This is a genomic window from Prevotella sp. P5-126 (genome assembly GCF_002251185.1).
Lineage (GTDB): Bacteria > Bacteroidota > Bacteroidia > Bacteroidales > Bacteroidaceae > Prevotella.
Genome location: NZ_NPIZ01000111.1, coordinates 1 through 17504 on the forward strand (window position 1 = coordinate 1; position 17504 = coordinate 17504).

The 17504-nt window shown below is 47.0% G+C and carries 12 protein-coding genes; 6 read left to right on the top strand and 6 right to left on the bottom strand.

The window, feature by feature from the left end:
- Nucleotides 1-24 precede the first annotated feature (24 nt).
- From gap to CIK90_RS13190, 3 genes are all read left to right on the top strand, one after another.
- The gene (gap, locus tag CIK90_RS13180) at nucleotides 25-1053 is read left to right on the top strand and encodes a type I glyceraldehyde-3-phosphate dehydrogenase (protein WP_094390131.1); all 1029 of its coding nucleotides are present in this window, start codon (nucleotides 25-27) and stop codon (nucleotides 1051-1053) included.
- Between the two features lie 129 nt (nucleotides 1054-1182).
- A complete protein-coding gene (gene miaA / locus CIK90_RS13185) occupies nucleotides 1183-2106 on the top strand; it encodes a tRNA (adenosine(37)-N6)-dimethylallyltransferase MiaA (RefSeq protein ID WP_094440013.1) in 924 nt (307 codons plus the stop codon).
- A gap of 44 nt (nucleotides 2107-2150) precedes the next feature.
- Complete coding sequence (locus CIK90_RS13190) at nucleotides 2151-3077, top strand: diacylglycerol kinase family protein (protein WP_094390132.1); 927 nt, start codon at nucleotides 2151-2153, stop codon at nucleotides 3075-3077.
- 37 nt (nucleotides 3078-3114) lie between these two features.
- On the opposite strand, the gene CIK90_RS13195 is transcribed toward CIK90_RS13190, so the two are convergent.
- Complete coding sequence (locus CIK90_RS13195; protein WP_371592443.1) at nucleotides 3115-3822, bottom strand: Crp/Fnr family transcriptional regulator; 708 nt, start codon at nucleotides 3820-3822, stop codon at nucleotides 3115-3117.
- Nucleotides 3823-4092: 270 nt separating this feature from the next.
- On the opposite strand from CIK90_RS13195, the gene CIK90_RS13200 reads away from it, so the two are divergent.
- Genes CIK90_RS13200 through CIK90_RS13210 form a run of 3 tightly spaced genes read left to right on the top strand, consistent with a single transcriptional unit; the run spans nucleotide 4093 to nucleotide 8812 of the window.
- On the top strand, nucleotides 4093-6042 hold the full coding sequence (locus tag CIK90_RS13200) for a glycogen debranching enzyme N-terminal domain-containing protein (RefSeq protein ID WP_094390133.1): 1950 nt from the start codon (nucleotides 4093-4095) through the stop codon (nucleotides 6040-6042).
- Between the two features lie 19 nt (nucleotides 6043-6061).
- Nucleotides 6062-7330, top strand: a complete 1269-nt coding sequence (locus tag CIK90_RS13205; protein ID WP_094436488.1) for a glycosyltransferase family 4 protein — start codon at nucleotides 6062-6064, stop codon at nucleotides 7328-7330.
- Between the two features lie 39 nt (nucleotides 7331-7369).
- A complete protein-coding gene (locus tag CIK90_RS13210) occupies nucleotides 7370-8812 on the top strand; it encodes a glycoside hydrolase family 57 protein (protein WP_094465821.1) in 1443 nt (480 codons plus the stop codon).
- Between the two features lie 1098 nt (nucleotides 8813-9910).
- Here the strand turns inward: CIK90_RS13210 and CIK90_RS13215 are convergent.
- The 5 genes from CIK90_RS13215 to groL all read right to left on the bottom strand — a co-directional run bounded on the left by CIK90_RS13215 (nucleotide 9911) and on the right by groL (nucleotide 17502).
- Complete coding sequence (locus tag CIK90_RS13215) at nucleotides 9911-10876, bottom strand: YitT family protein (RefSeq protein ID WP_094465823.1); 966 nt, start codon at nucleotides 10874-10876, stop codon at nucleotides 9911-9913.
- A 49-nt stretch (nucleotides 10877-10925) separates the two neighbouring features.
- Entirely contained in the window at nucleotides 10926-12458 is a 1533-nt protein-coding gene (locus tag CIK90_RS13220) for a phosphotransferase (RefSeq protein ID WP_094465825.1), read from the bottom strand.
- A gap of 20 nt (nucleotides 12459-12478) precedes the next feature.
- The gene (locus tag CIK90_RS13225; protein WP_094465885.1) at nucleotides 12479-15328 is read right to left on the bottom strand and encodes a DUF4450 domain-containing protein; all 2850 of its coding nucleotides are present in this window, start codon (nucleotides 15326-15328) and stop codon (nucleotides 12479-12481) included.
- A complete protein-coding gene (locus CIK90_RS13230) occupies nucleotides 15318-15524 on the bottom strand; it encodes a hypothetical protein (RefSeq protein ID WP_094436496.1) in 207 nt (68 codons plus the stop codon). The genes CIK90_RS13225 and CIK90_RS13230 overlap by 11 nt, the downstream gene beginning before the upstream one ends.
- A gap of 346 nt (nucleotides 15525-15870) precedes the next feature.
- Nucleotides 15871-17502, bottom strand: coding sequence for a chaperonin GroEL (gene groL / locus CIK90_RS13235; protein WP_094436498.1), 1632 nt, complete (start codon nucleotides 17500-17502; stop codon nucleotides 15871-15873).
- Between the last annotated feature and the right edge of the window lie 2 nt (nucleotides 17503-17504).

Genomic DNA, 17504 nt, shown 5'->3' on the forward strand with positions numbered 1-17504 from the left:
AAACCTTTTAAATATTTTAAGAAAATGACAAAAGTAGCAATTAACGGTTTTGGCCGTATTGGTCGTCTGGCTTTCCGTCAGATGTTTGAAGCAGATGGTTACGAGGTTGTTGCCATCAACGACCTGACAAGTCCTAAAATGTTGGCTCACCTTCTGAAGTATGACACTGCTCAGGGTGGTTTCGCTGGAAAGTACGGCGAAGGCAAACACACCGTAGAGGCTGGTGAAGACTACATCGTTGTTGACGGTAAGAAAATCACCATCTACGCTAAACCAAACGCAGCTGAGCTTCCTTGGGGTGAGCTGGGTGTTGACGTAGTTCTCGAGTGCACAGGTTTCTACACTTCAAAGGAGAAAGCTTCTGCACACATCAAGGCTGGTGCCCGCAAGTGCGTTATCTCTGCTCCTGCAGGTAACGACCTTCCCACTATCGTTTACAATGTAAACCACACCACTCTGACCAAGGACGACAACGTTATCAGCGCTGCTTCTTGCACCACTAACTGCTTGGCTCCTATGGCTGCTGCTCTGAACAAGTACGCTCCTATCGCCAGCGGTATCATGTCAACCATCCACGCTTACACTGGCGACCAGATGATTCTTGACGGTCCTCAGCGCAAGGGCGACCTCCGTCGTTCACGTGCAGGTGCTCAGAACATCGTTCCTAACTCAACTGGTGCTGCTAAGGCTATCGGTCTCGTTATCCCAGAGCTGAACGGCAAACTGATTGGTTCTGCTCAGCGCGTTCCAACTCCTACTGGTTCAACCACTATCTTGGTTGCTGTTGTTAAGGGTAAGGACGTTACCGTTGAGGGCATCAACGCTGCTATGAAGGCTGCTCAGACTGAGAGCTTCGGTTACAACGAGGATCAGATTGTATCAAGCGATATCATCGGTATGAAGTTCGGTTCTCTCTTCGACGCTACCCAGACCATGGTTAGCAAGATCGACGACGACACCTATCAGGTACAGGTTGTTTCTTGGTACGACAACGAGAACAGCTACACCTCTCAGATGGTTCGTACTATCAAGTACTTCTCAGAGAACTGCTAATTAGCATTGTCCCCAAAAAGGCAACATTGATAAAGCCGCCCTTGGCATGTGCCTTGGGCGGCTATTTTTCTAATTTGACAAAATTATAGCTATCCTTCAATACACTTCTAACCGCTTATGCCATTCGATATGATAACCATTCTTGGTCCTACTGCATCGGGAAAGACCGACCTTGCCGCCCATTTGGCAGTAAGCTTGAGAAACTGTGAAATCATCAGTGCAGATAGCCGACAGGTTTATAAACACATGGACATCGGAACCGGAAAAGACTTGAAGGACTATGTGGTTAATGGTACGGCAGTGCCTTATCACTTGATAGACATCTGCGAACCTGGCACGAAATATAACCTTTTCCAATATCAGCAGGATTTCCAACAGGCATACAACGATATCAAGAACAGAGGCAAGATGCCCATCCTATGTGGTGGCACTGGACTTTATATCGAAGCTGTATTGAAAGGATATTCCCTATCACCCGTTCCACAAAACGAGCAACTGCGCAAAGACCTTGAAGGCAAGTCGCTGGAACAACTTACGGCTATGCTTCAAGAATTGAAAGCACAAAACGGCTCTGTCATGCACAACACGACCGATGTTGATTCTGCACAACGTGCCATACGTGCTATAGAAATAGAGACCTACAATCTCCACACACCGACAGAACTGCGACAGGTGCCGCCCGTCCATTCACTTATCATCGGAGTAGATATCGACCGCGAAGCACGACGCAACAAGATCACCGAAAGACTCAAATCGCGTCTTGAAGAAGGCATGACTGATGAGGTGAAAGCCCTACTTGACAGGGGAATCCCTGCAGAAGACCTGATTTATTACGGACTGGAATACAAGTTTGTGACTGAATATCTTATAGGTAAACTCAGTTACGAAGAGATGTTCAAACGGTTGGAGATAGCCATTCACCAGTTTGCCAAGCGACAGATGACATGGTTTCGAGGCATGGAACGTCGCGGATTTACCATACATTGGATTGACGCTCTCCTACCAATGGATAAAAAAGTGGAGGAGATTCTGCGCATTTCCAAATCGGAATAATCACAACCAATTATCAGTATTCAACATTAAAAGAAATATATAAGGTGGCAGTAGATGATAAGAAGTGGGGCATCCTATATTGCCCCAAGCACCGTTCGGGCAAGCAGCGCGAACGTATTCAGCGTGCACTCAATGAGCATGGTGTGGATTACGACTTTGTGCAAAGCGAGACTGCAGGCAGCGTAGAACGCTTGATAAATATGTTGATTCACAACGGCTACAAGACTATTATCATTGCCGGTGGTGACTCGGCACTCAATGATGCGGTAAACTGTCTGATGAAAGTAGAGAAACAAATGCGCGACACCATTGCCTTGGGACTCATTCCCAACGGTTTGATGAACGATTTTGCACGCTATTGGAACTTTCGTGAAGGCAATCTTGACCAGACTATCAGTTGGCTGAAAAAGTATCGTGTACGCCCCATCGACCTTGGTTGCGTGCGCTACACCAATAAGAAAGGCGAACAATGCCATCGCTATTTCCTCAACTGCATCAATATCGGCATGGTGGCAGACGTGATGAACCTGCGTCAGCAAACGCGCGCCATATTGGGTTCTCGCTTTCTTTCTATTATTCTGTCCGCCATATTACTCATCTTCCACCGCATGGATTATAAGATGAGCATCAAAATCAATGCCGAAACCATACAACGCCGAGTGATGACGCTATGTATAGGTAGTGGCCCCGGTTATGGATTGACACCTAACGCTGTGCCTTACAATGGACTTTTGGATGTATCGCTGGTATATCAAGCCAAAATAGTACAGATATTCCACGGACTATGGATGATGCTGACAGGTCGTCTGCTCAACCATCGCATGGTGCACCCCTATCGCACACAAGAAATCGTTATAGAAGATGGTGGTAAAGCCTTGGTATCTGTTGACGGACGTCCGATGGGAACTCCTGTAGGTTCCTATCGCATCAATGTAGAGCAGGAAGTGATACGTTTTCTTATTCCAGATTAAACTTCTATCTATTATAAATCAAAGGAAAAGACGCATCTTATCCACAAACCGAAATGCTTTTCAGCTTTTCCTCATCATTGATGGCAATACGGCGACCATCAAGAATCACCAATTCCTCCTCAGCAAAAGCAGACAAAGTACGGATGGCATTACATGTTGCCATACTTGACATACTGGCAAGATCTTCTCGACTCACCCGGATATTGAGGGTTTTCCCGTCGCTCTCTGTACCGTATTTTTCCTTTAGGCGCAATAGTGCTTCTGCCAATCTGCCACGTATATGCTTTTGTGTCAAGTTGACAGTCTGTTCATCGGCACGTCCTAAGAGATTGGCCAGATGTTTGATAAAACATATCGCCAACTGATTATTTTCCGTAATAAGAAATTTGACAACGGATATAGGAATAAGACCAAGTTTCGAAGCTTCGATAGCTGATGCCGATGTGGTATAGGCTTCATCCATAAATCCAGCACGATAACCGAAATAACTATGCGGTTTCACCATGCGAACTATCTGATGACGTCCACCAATTCCCTCTTTGAATATCTTCACTTTTCCTTTGATGAGACAAAACAAAGACGTTGGATTCTCACCTTCGGTATAGATCATTTCGTTTCGCTTGTAGTCCTTCAACGTGATATGATCTATGAGATACTGACGTTGTTCATCAGTAAGTGGTGCCCAAAGATCCGTGAGGACTTTGGCTATAACAGGGTCATCTATATTTTTTCCCTCTATAATCATGTTAGTGTTGTTTATCGTGATCGAAACATTGTCCTTTGCATGCAAAGTTAATTGAAATCATGGAAAAAACAAAAAGAATATAAAGAAAAACGAATACTAATAGGTACTTTTACCGATGATATGGGTTAAAATTCTATGAATTTGCAAAAAAAACTATCTTTTATTTTGTAGAGACAACTAAATTCAGTAACTTTGGAGAAATAAAACTCCATCGCATATATGATGGACGCCTATATAACATATAAAACTAACAAAACCTAAATAGGAACTATGAGTTATTTACGATTTGAAAAAGCAGTAATGACAAACCTGCAGGAGTCACTGCACCGTGAATTGCTGCGAACTAACCGTTCGGGTGCCTATAGCAGTTCGACTATTGCCGACTGCAATACGCGCAAATACCACGGTCTGCTCGTTGTTCCCGTACCAGAACTTGACGATGAGAACCATGTGTTGCTCTCTTCATTCGACTGTACGGTAATCCAGCACGGTGCTGAGTTCAATCTCGGACTCCACAAGTATCAGGGAAACAATTACAGCCCCAACGGTCACAAGTACATCCGCGAATTTACTTGTGATGTAGTGCCTACCATGATCTACCGTGTAGGCGGTGTGATTCTGAAGCGCGAAACTATTTTCCAGTGTTACGAAGACCGCATCCTCATCCGCTATACGCTTGTTGATGCCCACAGTGCCACTACTTTGCGCTTCCGCCCATTCCTTGCGTTCCGCTCGGTACGCCAGTTTACTCACGAGAACTCTGTTGCAAGCAGAGCTTATCAAGAGGTGGAGAATGGCATCAGCACCTGTATGTATGCCGGATACCCCGACCTTTACATGCAGTTTGATAAGAAAAACGAGTTTATCTTCAAGCCCGACTGGTATCGCGGTGTAGAATATCCGAAGGAACAGGAGCGCGGTTACGCTTCCAACGAAGACCTCTACGTGCCTGGCTATTTTGAGTTACCCATCAAGAAAGGCGAGAGCATTGTGTTCTCTGCATCTACATCGGCCATTAAGACCAGCAAACTGAAGAGTCTTTTTGAAAAGGAAATAGCTATCCGCCAACCTCGCGACAACTTCTACCATTGCCTCGTGGCATCAGCCCATCAGTTCCGCAATCGCCAGCCCAATGATGACCGTTACCTGCTGGCAGGTTATCCTTGGTTTAAGGCACGTGCACGCGATACATTTATAGCACTGCCGGGACTCACCCTTGCCATAGGCGAACGCGACTACTTTGAGTTGGTGATGAAGACTTCAGAAAAAGGACTTCGCGAATATATGGAGGGCAAACCACTGACAGTGAAGCTCTACGAGATAGAACATCCCGATGTCCCCCTATGGTGTGTATGGACCATCCAGCAGTATGCCAAGGATGCCGGCCGTGAACAAGGCTATAAGATGTATGGCAAACTGGTACATGACATTGTAAAATATGTGATGGAAGACGGTCATGAGAATATGCACCTCGATGACAACGGACTGCTGTTCGCCAACGGACGTGACAAGGCCATCACCTGGATGAACTCTACCGCCAACGGTCGCCCAGTAGTGCCACGCTCTGGATATATTGTTGAGTTCAACGCGCTGTGGTACAACGCGCTCCGCTTCTGCGCTTCACTCGAAGCCGAATTTGGCGATGCTAAATTTGCTGAACAGCTCGAAGAATTGGCAGAACGTTGCAAAAAATCATTCGTTGACACATTCCTCAACGAATATGGCTATCTGCTCGACTATGTTGATGGCAATATGATGGACTGGAGCGTACGCCCGAATATGATCTTCCCTGTAGCTTTCGACTACTCTCCGCTTGACCAGAATCAGAAGAAGAATGTGCTCGACATATGCACTCGCGAACTGCTCACTCCAAAGGGACTGCGCTCGCTATCGCCCAAAAGCGGTGGATACAACCCCATGTATGTTGGTCCACAGGCACAACGCGACTATGCTTACCACCAGGGCACAGCATGGCCATGGCTTGAAGGATTCTATATGGAAGCCTGTTTGAAAATCTACAAGCGTAGCCGTCTCAGTTTCATTGAGCGACAGATGGTAAGCTATGAAGACGAAATGAACTATCATGCCGTCGGCACCATCAGCGAACTCTTCGACGGCAACCCACCTTTCAGTGGACGTGGCGCTATGGCTTTTGCCATGAATGTGGCTGAAATTCTGCGCACACTCAAGTTGTTGGAGAAATACACATACCAAAAGTAACTAACAGGAGGACAGAACTATGAAAGTATTAATGTTTGGATGGGAGTATCCTCCTCACGTGTATGGTGGACTCGCCACTGCCAACTATGGCATATCGCAGGGCTTGCATGCTCAGGGCGATATGGACATCACACTATGTTTGCCAAAACCTTTCGGCGATGAAGACCGCTCGGCATGCAACATTGTAGCTATGAATGCTGTGCCTATTGCATGGCGCGACGTCAATCGCGACTATGTAAGCCAGCGTGTAGGCAATATCATGGATCCCGATCTCTACTATCGTTTCCGTGACCATCTGTATGCCGACTTCAACTATATGCACGTCAACGACCTCGGTGCAATGGAGTTTGCAGGAGGCTATCCCGGCAATCTGCACGAGGAAATCAATAACTACTCGATTATTGCCGGTGTAGTGGCACGCACACTCGATTACGATATCATACATGCACACGACTGGCTGACTTATCCTGCCGGCATACATGCCAAGCAAGTGAGCGGTAAACCTTTGTGCATTCACGTACATGCCACTGACTTTGACCGATCACGCGGAAAAGTGAACCCCACCGTCTATTCTATCGAAAAGAACGGTATGGATCAGGCAGACTGCATCATGTGTGTATCAGAACTGACTCGTCAGACTGTCATCAACCAGTATCATCAGGATCCACGCAAGTGCTTCACGGTGCACAATGCCGTATATCCTCTGCCACAAGAATACGATGCCATCCCCCGTCCCGACCATACTGGTTGCGACAAGGTGGTAACCTTCTTGGGACGTATCACCATGCAAAAGGGTCCGGAATACTTCGTTGAAGCTGCCAACATGGTCATTCAACGCACCCGCAACGTGCGCTTCTGTATGGCAGGATCTGGCGACATGATGGATGCCATGATTCAATTGGCTGCCGAACGCGGCATCGCCGACCGTTTCCACTTCCCTGGTTTCATGCGCGGTAAACAGGTTTATGAGTGTCTGAAAGACTCCGACGTATATGTCATGCCCTCTGTTTCCGAGCCGTTTGGCATATCGCCACTCGAAGCCATGCAGTGTGGCACTCCGACTATCATCAGTAAGCAGTCGGGCTGTGCAGAGATTCTCGACAACTGTATCAAAGTTGATTACTGGGACATCCACGCTCTGGCAGATGCCATCTACAGCATCTGTGCCAACGATTCACTCTTCAACTACCTCAAAGAGGAAGGCAAGAAGGAAGTTGACCAAATCACTTGGGAGAAGGTTGGCGCATGGATCCGCACCCTCTACCTCCGCACTTTAGGCTGGGAATAGTTACTTATCAATAACACAACAACAAACGATGAATAGATTATGAAAACCATTTGTTTATATTTTGAAATACATCAGATCACACATCTGAAACGTTACCGTTTCTTTGATATCGGTACCGACCACTATTATTATGATGACTACGAGAACGAGCGTACCATCTGCGACATTGCAGAGCGCAGTTACATGCCCGCCCTCAATGCCATTGGCGAGATGATTCGCGACAACGGACAGATGTTTAAAGTGGCATTCTCCCTCTCTGGAGTCGGCATGGAGCAATTGGAAATGCACGCCCCACAGGTATTGGAGAAACTACAGGAACTGAACAACACAGGATGTGTAGAGTTTCTCGCTGAGCCTTATTCACACGGATTGTCATCACTTGCCAACGAAGAGACATTTGCCCTCGACGTCAAGAAGCAGTGCCAGAAAATTGAAGAATACTTCGGCAAACGCCCAACCGTATTGCGCAATTCATCACTCATCTACAGCGACGATATCGGCGCACAGGCTGCTGCTATGGGATTCAAAGGTATGCTCACCGAAGGTGCTAAGCACGTGCTCGGATGGAAATCGCCACACTACGTATATCATTGCGCCATGGCCCCCAACCTCAAATTGCTGCTGCGCGACGTGGAACTCTCTGACGATATTTCACTGCGTTTCAACAATTCTGACTGGGAAGGATATCCGCTCTTTGCCGATTCATATATAGACCGCATTGCTCGTTTCCCAGAAGAGGAACAAATCATCAATATCTTCATGGAACTCTCGGCACTTGGCATCGCACAACCACTGTCAAGCAACATTCTGGAGTTCATCAAGGCATTGCCCGCCTGTGCGAAAGACAAAGGCATCACCTTCTCTACACCTACAGAAATCTGCATGAAGGTGAAGAGTGTTGGTGCACTCGATGTACCCGATACGCTCTCATGGGTAGATGAAGAGCGCGATGTAAGCTCATGGCTTGGCAACGCTTTGCAGCGCGAAGCCTTCAATAAGCTCTATAGCGTGGCAGACCGTCTGCGCATTGCCGACGATCCAGGCATCAATCAGGACTGGGACTACCTCCAGGCAAGCAACAACTTCCGTTTCATGACCACCAAACCATCCAACGTTGGACTGGACCGTGGTTTCTATAGCGGACCATTTGATGCTTTCACCAACTACATGAATATACTTGGCGACTTCATCAACCGCGTCAATGCACTCTATCCTGCCGAAATCGACAATGAGGAATTGAATGCTTTGTTGACCACCATCCGCAATCAGGGTGATGAAATCGTATATAAAGACAAGGAGATTGCACGCTTGCACACACTGCTCGCAAAGTATGAAGATGGTAGCGAAAAGCCTGCAGCTAAGCCAGCAGCCAAAAAGGCATCAGCTAAAAAGCCGGCTGCTAAGACTACTGCAAAAAAAGCTCCTGCTGCAAAAACCGCTACCGCTAAAAAGGCAGCCACAAAGACTACATCAAAGAAGTAATAGCGTGAGGAATTATATTTCCCGCATAGTTGGTGTATTCTAACTCATAAAAAGCCAAACTCGTTGTACGTCCATATCGTGATGTGCAACGAGTTTTTCTTGTTGCTATAGATAAACACAAATCGGTCATTAGCATTTGCTTCATCCTTCGTAAGGCACAACGCTGTCATACACATTTTACAAGCATCATCGCTGACAGTTCGTGTTTCGTTAGCTCCATTACATGGCAACTTTTCTCGCCATGGGATAAATCAACCGAAGTCTGCCATTCGCAGCAGGATTGGCAGTTTCTCGTCGTGACTTCGATAGTTTCCCGTCGGCTTCTCGATCGACGTTCGTTGCTCTTTCGTTCGTTTTTTGCTTGTTCCTCGTTCGGTCCTCGTTCGGTCTTCGATAGACTAACGAATAAGCAACGAGAGACGAACGAGAGACGAACGAGGACCTAACGAGAACCGAACGAGAAGTTAACGAGAACCGAACGATAACGGGTCGGGTATCAAATGAAGACTCATGATCCTTCTGTTGTAACCAGTTGGGGTTGTTGAACGTACTGTTTGTAAACATAAATGCGCGGTTTTGATTATTCGTTAAATGGTTTGTTGCAAAGCTACCATCTTGTTTGGGAAATCATCCTCAGGTAGGGCTGCAAAGATACAACATCACAAAACCCAAATGTCCATCTTTGTCACTCTTTGTCACTCTTTGAGCTATTTTTTAATTTTATTTAACTCATTTATATACTTTTTATACAAATTCTGTACGCAGTCACACCAAACACTTTTGATGAGAAATCAATAATCGATCAATAAGACAACATATCTTTTGCCGTTAATAAGGCAGAATCTATTACCGAATGGTCTGTAAGTATCATTTACCGCAGTTTGAGTCTTTATTTTTGATCAGTCAAAATTTTCTGCGTTTCAAATCGCCATAGTCCATGATGTTTCATTCAAAGTTTCACAAATACAGTTTTATAAGAAATACCAAATACAAATCCAAATTCCACCCAAACCTTAATAATCGATTTGGGGTTAGTATGTTCTTTGAACCATCTCTTTAGTAAGTCCCCACCTGTTCTATCAAGCAACCAACCGGAAATTAATGTCCAGACGAAGTAGTTTCTGGATATAATTCACGCTCTTTTGCCAACTTCTCACGAAGTTCCGTGAGATTGATTTTGTGGTGTGCTTTCACTCGGTCAAAGCCCTGACCATATACACCAACCACAGCCGATTGAGCCACAAAGGCATTGGGATCTATCTCATCGATGAGGTCGAAAATGAAGCGCGACTCGCTCTTTTTAGCGATACAAAAAATCACCTTGATGTCTTTCTTCGTAAAGAAACCACTACCGTTGAGTATCGAGCATCCGCGGTCGGCTATCTGATTGATAGCCTCACCAATCTCTTGATACTTGTCGGAAATGATGAAAAACTGCACACTCTGACGTAGTGAGTTGACCATGTGGTCAACAACAAACGATATGACAAAGAGTAATACATAGCCATAGAGTACCTTTTCCCAGTCTTGCAACACCACATAGGAAGATGTGATGATGGTGAGGTCGCAGAACAAGATGATTTGTCCAAGCGACACATCACGATACTTATGTATCATGGCGGCTATCACATCCGATCCTCCAGTAGAACCTCCGGCAGAAAGTCCCAATCCCACACATGTGCCAAGGAATACGGCTCCCACCATACATGCCATAAACTTCTGATCGGCAAGCAGATGAAAATCGGGTGGCATGATATTTTGCAATACCGTAGAGGCTACAGTAAAAATCACAACACCATAGATGGTTTTAGCACAGAAACGCCATCCCAAGACCTTCAGCGCCACAACGAGCAACAAGGCATTAAGCACAAAGAATGTTTCGTGGGCTGGAATACCCGTCCCCCAATAAACAATCGATGCTACACCAATGATACCACCTGTTGTGATTTCATTAGGCAACAGAAAGAGTTCCACACCAACGGCTCCCAATATCATAGCAAGGGTGAGCACACAATAGTCGCGCAGTTGGCGCAAGAATTTCCCTTTATTACTTTTAGAATACATAAGCAATAGCAGTTTTTTAGATTGGTTATGCTTTTTTTACTCGTATGCCTCAACGCGCTGGCAAGGTTTGCGTGATGTGCTGCTCACGATGACAGATGCGCACCTCTATGCCAAACTTGTCGTGAAGATGCTCAGCCAGATGTTGGGCAGAATATACACTACGGTGCTGTCCACCTGTACAACCGAAACAAAACATCAATGATGTGAAGCCACGCTGCATGTAACGGCGCACATGGGCATCGGCAAGTCGATAGACGGAGTCAAGGAATGTCAGTATCTCACCATCGTCTTCCAAGAAACGGATGACCGGTTCGTCGAGTCCTGTCAACTGTTTGTAGGGTTCATAGCGACCGGGATTGTGAGTACTTCTACAGTCAAACACATAGCCGCCACCATTGCCACTCTCGTCTTCTGGTATGCCTTTGCGGTAAGAGAAACTATAGACCTTGACCACCAATGGTCCCTGAGAATCGTATTTAGAGAAAGTGGCAGGACCGTCTTGTGGATGCTGGCGGTAAGGGTTATGCGCAGTAGTCTTGTAGCCATCGGCTCTACTGGCTGTAAGTTCTATCTGCTGGAACTGCGGCAATTCTATCAGGTGCTGGAGCAGGTCGATGAGATAGGGATAGGGGAAATGTGCCACTTCCAATAGTTCTCGAAGATTCTGTATAGCGGGCGGTATGCTACTGATGAAATGCTGTTTGCGCTCAAAATAGCCGCGGAATCCATAGGCTCCCAACACTTGCAGAATGCGGAACAGCACGAAGAGAGAGAGTCGCTCTACAAAGTGGTGAGGTGTGGGCACCTCGGTAAACTGCTTCAGCGCGTTGTAGTATTCATAGACCATTTCGCGGCGCAGCTTATAGGGATATTTGGCTGACGCCTGCCACAGAAACGATGCCAAATCATAATAATACGGTCCACGACGTCCGCCCTGGAAATCAATAAAATAAGGATTGCCCTCGCTGTCGAGCATCACGTTGCGTGCCTGGAAATCACGATAAAGGAAGGCATCACAACGCTCAGCTGTCAGGTCTTTGGCAAGCAGACGGAAGTCAGCCTCAAGCTTTAACTCATGAAAATCCAGTTCGGTAGCCTTGAGAAAACAATACTTGAAATAATTGAGATCAAACAACACACTATCCACATTGAATTCTGCCTGAGGATAACAATTGGTAAAATCGAGTCCTCTGGCACCACGCATTTGGATGTTGGGCAACTGTCGAATGGTACGTTTCAGCAGTTCCTGCTCCTTCAACGTATATCTGCCACCGGCCTCACGTCCGCCACGAACGGCATCGAAAAGCGACACACTACCTAAGTCGGACTGCAAGTATCGGAGTTCGTCATCGCTAACTGCCAGAAGTTTAGGTACTGGCAATTGGCGCTGGGTAAAGTGCTGGCAAAGATAAACGAAGGCATGATTCTCATCGCGACTGGTGCCGATGCATCCCACCACCGATGTGCCGTCGGCAGCTGTCATACGGTAATACTCGCGATTGCTGCCTGCACCGGGCAGTTTTTCCACCTGTGCGGGTTCTTCTCCGCACCATTTACTATAGAGAGATATGAGTTGTTGCATGATGATTCAATAGATAAATATTATTGCAAGGTGAGGCCCATCAGTCCGACAACCACATCATTAGAACAAGTGCGGAGCGTGATGGAAGCCAGCGGTTTGTGGGATTTCAGCGGCATGCAGAGCATTTGGGCAGCCCCTCCGGGAATGTTACGTTGGGCGGGACCTCCGAGATGTAGAGCCTTGCCCAGGTTGCGACTCACAGTACCTGTGGCAAGTGAAACGCGATATGGTCGCGGCATGGGAGCACGGAAGGCCTTACCGTCGATATAATAGTCCTGATCTATAGGACACCAGTTGTCGGGATTGACCAGCGGCAGCGTGTCGGTCGTACCATCTGCATAATGCACCACTATCTCTGCATTGGTGATATGGGATTGCATGTGATTGGTCGAACCTGCCATCAGCAACCATGCCTTGGCTGCACGTCCCTTCAACGGAATGGTAACACTATCAGGATAGTTGTCCCAAAGCGAAGTAAACACGATGTTCTGTCCTTCGGCAGGAGTGGCAAAAGGTACGCCCATCATCACAAATTCGTCATTAACAATACTTGCACGGAAGGCGGTATCTACTATTTCCGGACAATAATCTGGATGACACCACTCTCCCACTCCCTGCACAGGTATCTGCAAGGTAGTATATGGCGGACGAGGTGTGCGATACTCCTGACGGAATATGTCTGTGACATTGGCATTATAATATGGAGTCAGCCGCTGCTTGACAAACTTACGGTCAAAGGTTGGCTCGTCGATGGGTGTTGCATCGGGAATTGTGACTGCTTCATGAAGTTCTACATCGGGCAACCGAACCGGTTCTTCCACGGTCAGCACCTGATGCTGTTCGGTAGTGCCCTCTACATCGCGATAGAGCCCCCCACCCATATTCACTCGCAGCACAATCTTCAAGGGTTTGCTGAAATGCTGATCAACCTCTATCATCACTTTTCTACCCATACGGCGGTAGGTATAGGAGAGATAAGGTGTATTGACCGAAGCATGATCCCACGATGAGGGAAAGCCCGGACGGATGATACATTTTCCGAAGAGAGCTTGTGGCTGTATGCCGAAAAGTCCCTGTAACAGCGTGCGCGAGGAAATACCGATACAATCGCCGAAATCGCGGTAACACTCACCTCGTGCAGCATCATATTTACTGATTTGTCCGAAGTTGGCAGGACTTTGTCCCTCATACATTTGGTCGATAATATTGCCCATCATCAGTCGATAGGCAGCATCTCTCCTGCCTGCTTGATAGTAGGCCAACGCCGTATGCATCACCTCGGCAGCCGCTACATTATTTATACTCCAGTCGTAAGGTTGCCAGTTGGTGGTGGCAATAGTAGCATAATCACCACGCACAGGAATATGTGGAATGGCATGATCCACATAGCGAGTGGCCCGATAGGCTTGTTCGGGCGAGCATGCGCCACAGTCGACAGGTGTATAGATGGACCATACGGCAGCACTCTCATGCTTGCGCTTCAGTCCCATCAAGTCTTCATATTCAGCCCAATGTCCTTTGTCTTCAAGCCAAAGGCGACTGTTCATGGCATCGAGAATGGCAGCCGCTTCCTGCTGATACGGCTTTGGATCGCGCCCTATGAGTTCTGCCATACGGGCAGCCAATAGGTTGGCGCGATAGTTATAGGCCGAGGAATGGGTGACTGCACCACCATTATAATATAAGGCATCTGAAGCCCAGATGCAGCAATAGGCATCATAGAGGTGGTCTCCGTCGGGGTCAAAGTTGCGTTTCTCCCATTCGAGATGTCGTTCCACCACAGGCCACATCTTTCGTATATAGGCTATATCGGCATTATATTGGAAGTGCCAAAGCAGTTCGTCGATATAGTTAAGATTCATGTCATAATGGTGCATCTGATCGTTGCGATTCGGATTCCGACAGATGTAACCATTGCTATACATGGGTGTTCCCCATCGTTTTTCTGCACGTGCAAGATGTTGTTTCTCATCTTGTGCAGGGTGCGATTGCGTTGCTGATACTTTGTTAACCTGACTACGGGCATAAGCATCAAAATGTGAGCGTGCGCGATCATTCCATCCCAGCACATCACCGAGGTATCCGGCACGCCATCCTGCCAGCGGCATTCGCCAGCCTACACAGCCATGCAACCATGTTTGTCCATCCCAATCACCATCGGCAGCCATCACAAGTGCGCCACCCAAAGTATTGATATAAGGATCAGGAGTGTCGAACGTCACACGCGAAGCCATCTTCTGATTATAAGCTACGGCTTCGGCAAAGAGTTGTGCTTGTTGGTCGGGCGACATGTTGACCACTTTGTCAAGCATCACCACAACATATACGGGAGAGGAATTGGGACATTTCACCACCTGTCGGTCGGCATCATTCTGGGCTGCATCGAAGCAGTCACGACTATCCACACCCAGGTCGCCGTTACGATGCAACTTCGGTTGTTTCACGCCGCTCAGCGTACAAGACACATCAAGAGAATTGTCGCCAGACATCAGTCGCCACACGGCACCCTCTCGGTTGTGTAGCGCCACAACATCCACCAGCACATCAGTTTTGCCTAACCTCTTGTCGCGCAAGCGATAACTGCGCATACCATCAACATACCATGCTTTGCAATAAGCAGCATTTTCAAGGTCGATACCATTGACTTTGAAAGCCACATGGCGATGATGCCCCTTCTTGGCAATAGCAAAGACAGGGCGATCGCTGGTCTCTATGCGATAGTCGGTAGGGCCACCATATAGGGCACGAGTATAACGGTTGTTGCCATTCTCGCAGACAAAGGCACGTCCTTCGGGCCGATAGTTTTGTTGGGCAACCATCGGCAACAGGCACAACCAAGATGCGACAAGCGCCAACCATCTATTCCTCATCTTCTTTCTCTTTACGTTCACGACGACGCTCCACCCATTGTTCTACGGCATATTCCGCAAACACCAGCAATATCATAATGCCAAGCGACATGCAGAAAGCCGACAGACGTGAAGTGGTCTGTCCATACACTATGAGATATATACCATAGGCTACTATAGCCTTGAGTATCCATATTAGCCAATTACTCTTATTCATATTGGGTACAAAGATACTATGAAGTGGGCGAAAAACAAAATAAAAGCCGTTTTATTTTCAACCCCACCTGATGACATTAAAAAACCGGCTGTCATCACGACAGCCGGTTTCAAAACAAACTACTTAAAAACTAATCTACTAAAACAAATCAAAAAAATATCTTTTATTTTCTAATAATCATATCATTTTGCGTTGATTTTAACTTTCAACGCTGCAAAGATAAGTGTTTTATAAACACGATGCAAATTATTTAGATAAAAAAACACTTTAAATTGATATAAATCAAATCGGGAGACTGAAACGACATTCAATCTCCCGATTTTTGATATGTTTGGTTTACAAATTATTACATCATTCCGCCCATTCCTGGGTTGCCGCCCATTGGCATAGCAGGATGCTCTTCTGGTTTGTCAACGATAAGACACTCAGTAGTCAGGAACATGCCAGCGATAGAGGCTGCATTCTCCAAAGCTACGCGAGCAACCTTGGCTGGGTCAACAATACCGGCAGCACGCAGGTCTTCATAGTTGTCAGTACGGGCATTGTAACCGAAGTCGCCCTTGCCTTCGCGTACTTTCTGAACAACCACAGCACCTTCACCGCCTGCATTGCGTACAATCTGGCGAAGTGGTTCTTCGATGGCACGCTCTACAATATTGATACCGGTCTGCTCGTCGGCATTCACACCCTTCACGTCTTTCAGTACGTCGAGTGCACGGATGTAGGTAGTACCGCCACCCACTACAACGCCTTCCTCAATGGCAGCACGTGTAGCGCAGAGTGCATCGTCAACACGGTCTTTCTTCTCTTTCATCTCAACTTCACTATTAGCGCCGACGTAAAGAACGGCTACGCCACCTGCCAATTTGGCCAGACGCTCCTGCAGTTTCTCTTTATCGTAGCTGCTGGTAGTGAGTTCGATTTCTTTTTTGATCTGTGCAATACGATCCTTGATATTCTCTTTGTCGCCAGCACCATTGACAATAGTTGTATTGTCTTTAGATACGGTAACCTTATCGCAAGTACCCAGCATTTCGAGGGTAGCCTGCTCCAGTTTCAAACCTTTCTCTTCGCTGATAACGACACCACCTGTCAGAATGGCAATATCTTCGAGCATAGCCTTACGACGGTCGCCAAAGCCAGGAGCCTTGACAGCGCAAATCTTCAAGCCACCACGCAGACGGTTTACAACCAATGTGGTCAAAGCCTCTGAATCGACATCCTCGGCAATAACGAGCAAGGGTCGTCCGCTTTCAGCAGCAGGCTGCAGGATGGGCAAGAAATCCTTGATATTGCTGATCTTCTTATCGTAGATGAGCACGTAAGGATTCTCCATGATACACTCCATCTTGTCTGAATCGGTTACGAAATAGCCTGAGAGGTAACCGCGGTCGAACTGCATTCCCTCTACAACACCGATGTGGGTATCGCGACTCTTAGACTCTTCAATGGTGATGACACCATCTTTAGATACTTTGCGCATAGCGTCGGCAAGGAGTTTACCGATTTCCTCATCGTTGTTAGCACTTACTGTGGCAACCTGTTCAATCTTGTCGTAGTTGTCGCCAACCTGCTCAGCGCTCTCCTTGATGTGGTCAACCACGGCTTTCACAGCCTTGTCAATACCGCGTTTCAAATCCATAGGATTGGCACCTGCGGTCACGTTTTTCAGACCTTCGGTCACAATAGCCTGAGTGAGAATGGTGGCAGTAGTTGTTCCATCACCGGCATCGTCACCAGTCTTAGAAGCAACACTCTTTACCAGCTGAGCACCTGTGTTCTCAAATTTATCTTCGAGTTCGATTTCCTTAGCTACCGTAACACCGTCCTTGGTGATCTGTGGAGCGCCAAACTTCTTCTCGATAACCACGTTGCGTCCCTTAGGACCGAGGGTTACCTTTACTGCATTAGCCAACTGATCGACACCGTTTTTCAACAGGTCACGAGCTTCAATATTGAATTTAATATCTTTTGCCATAA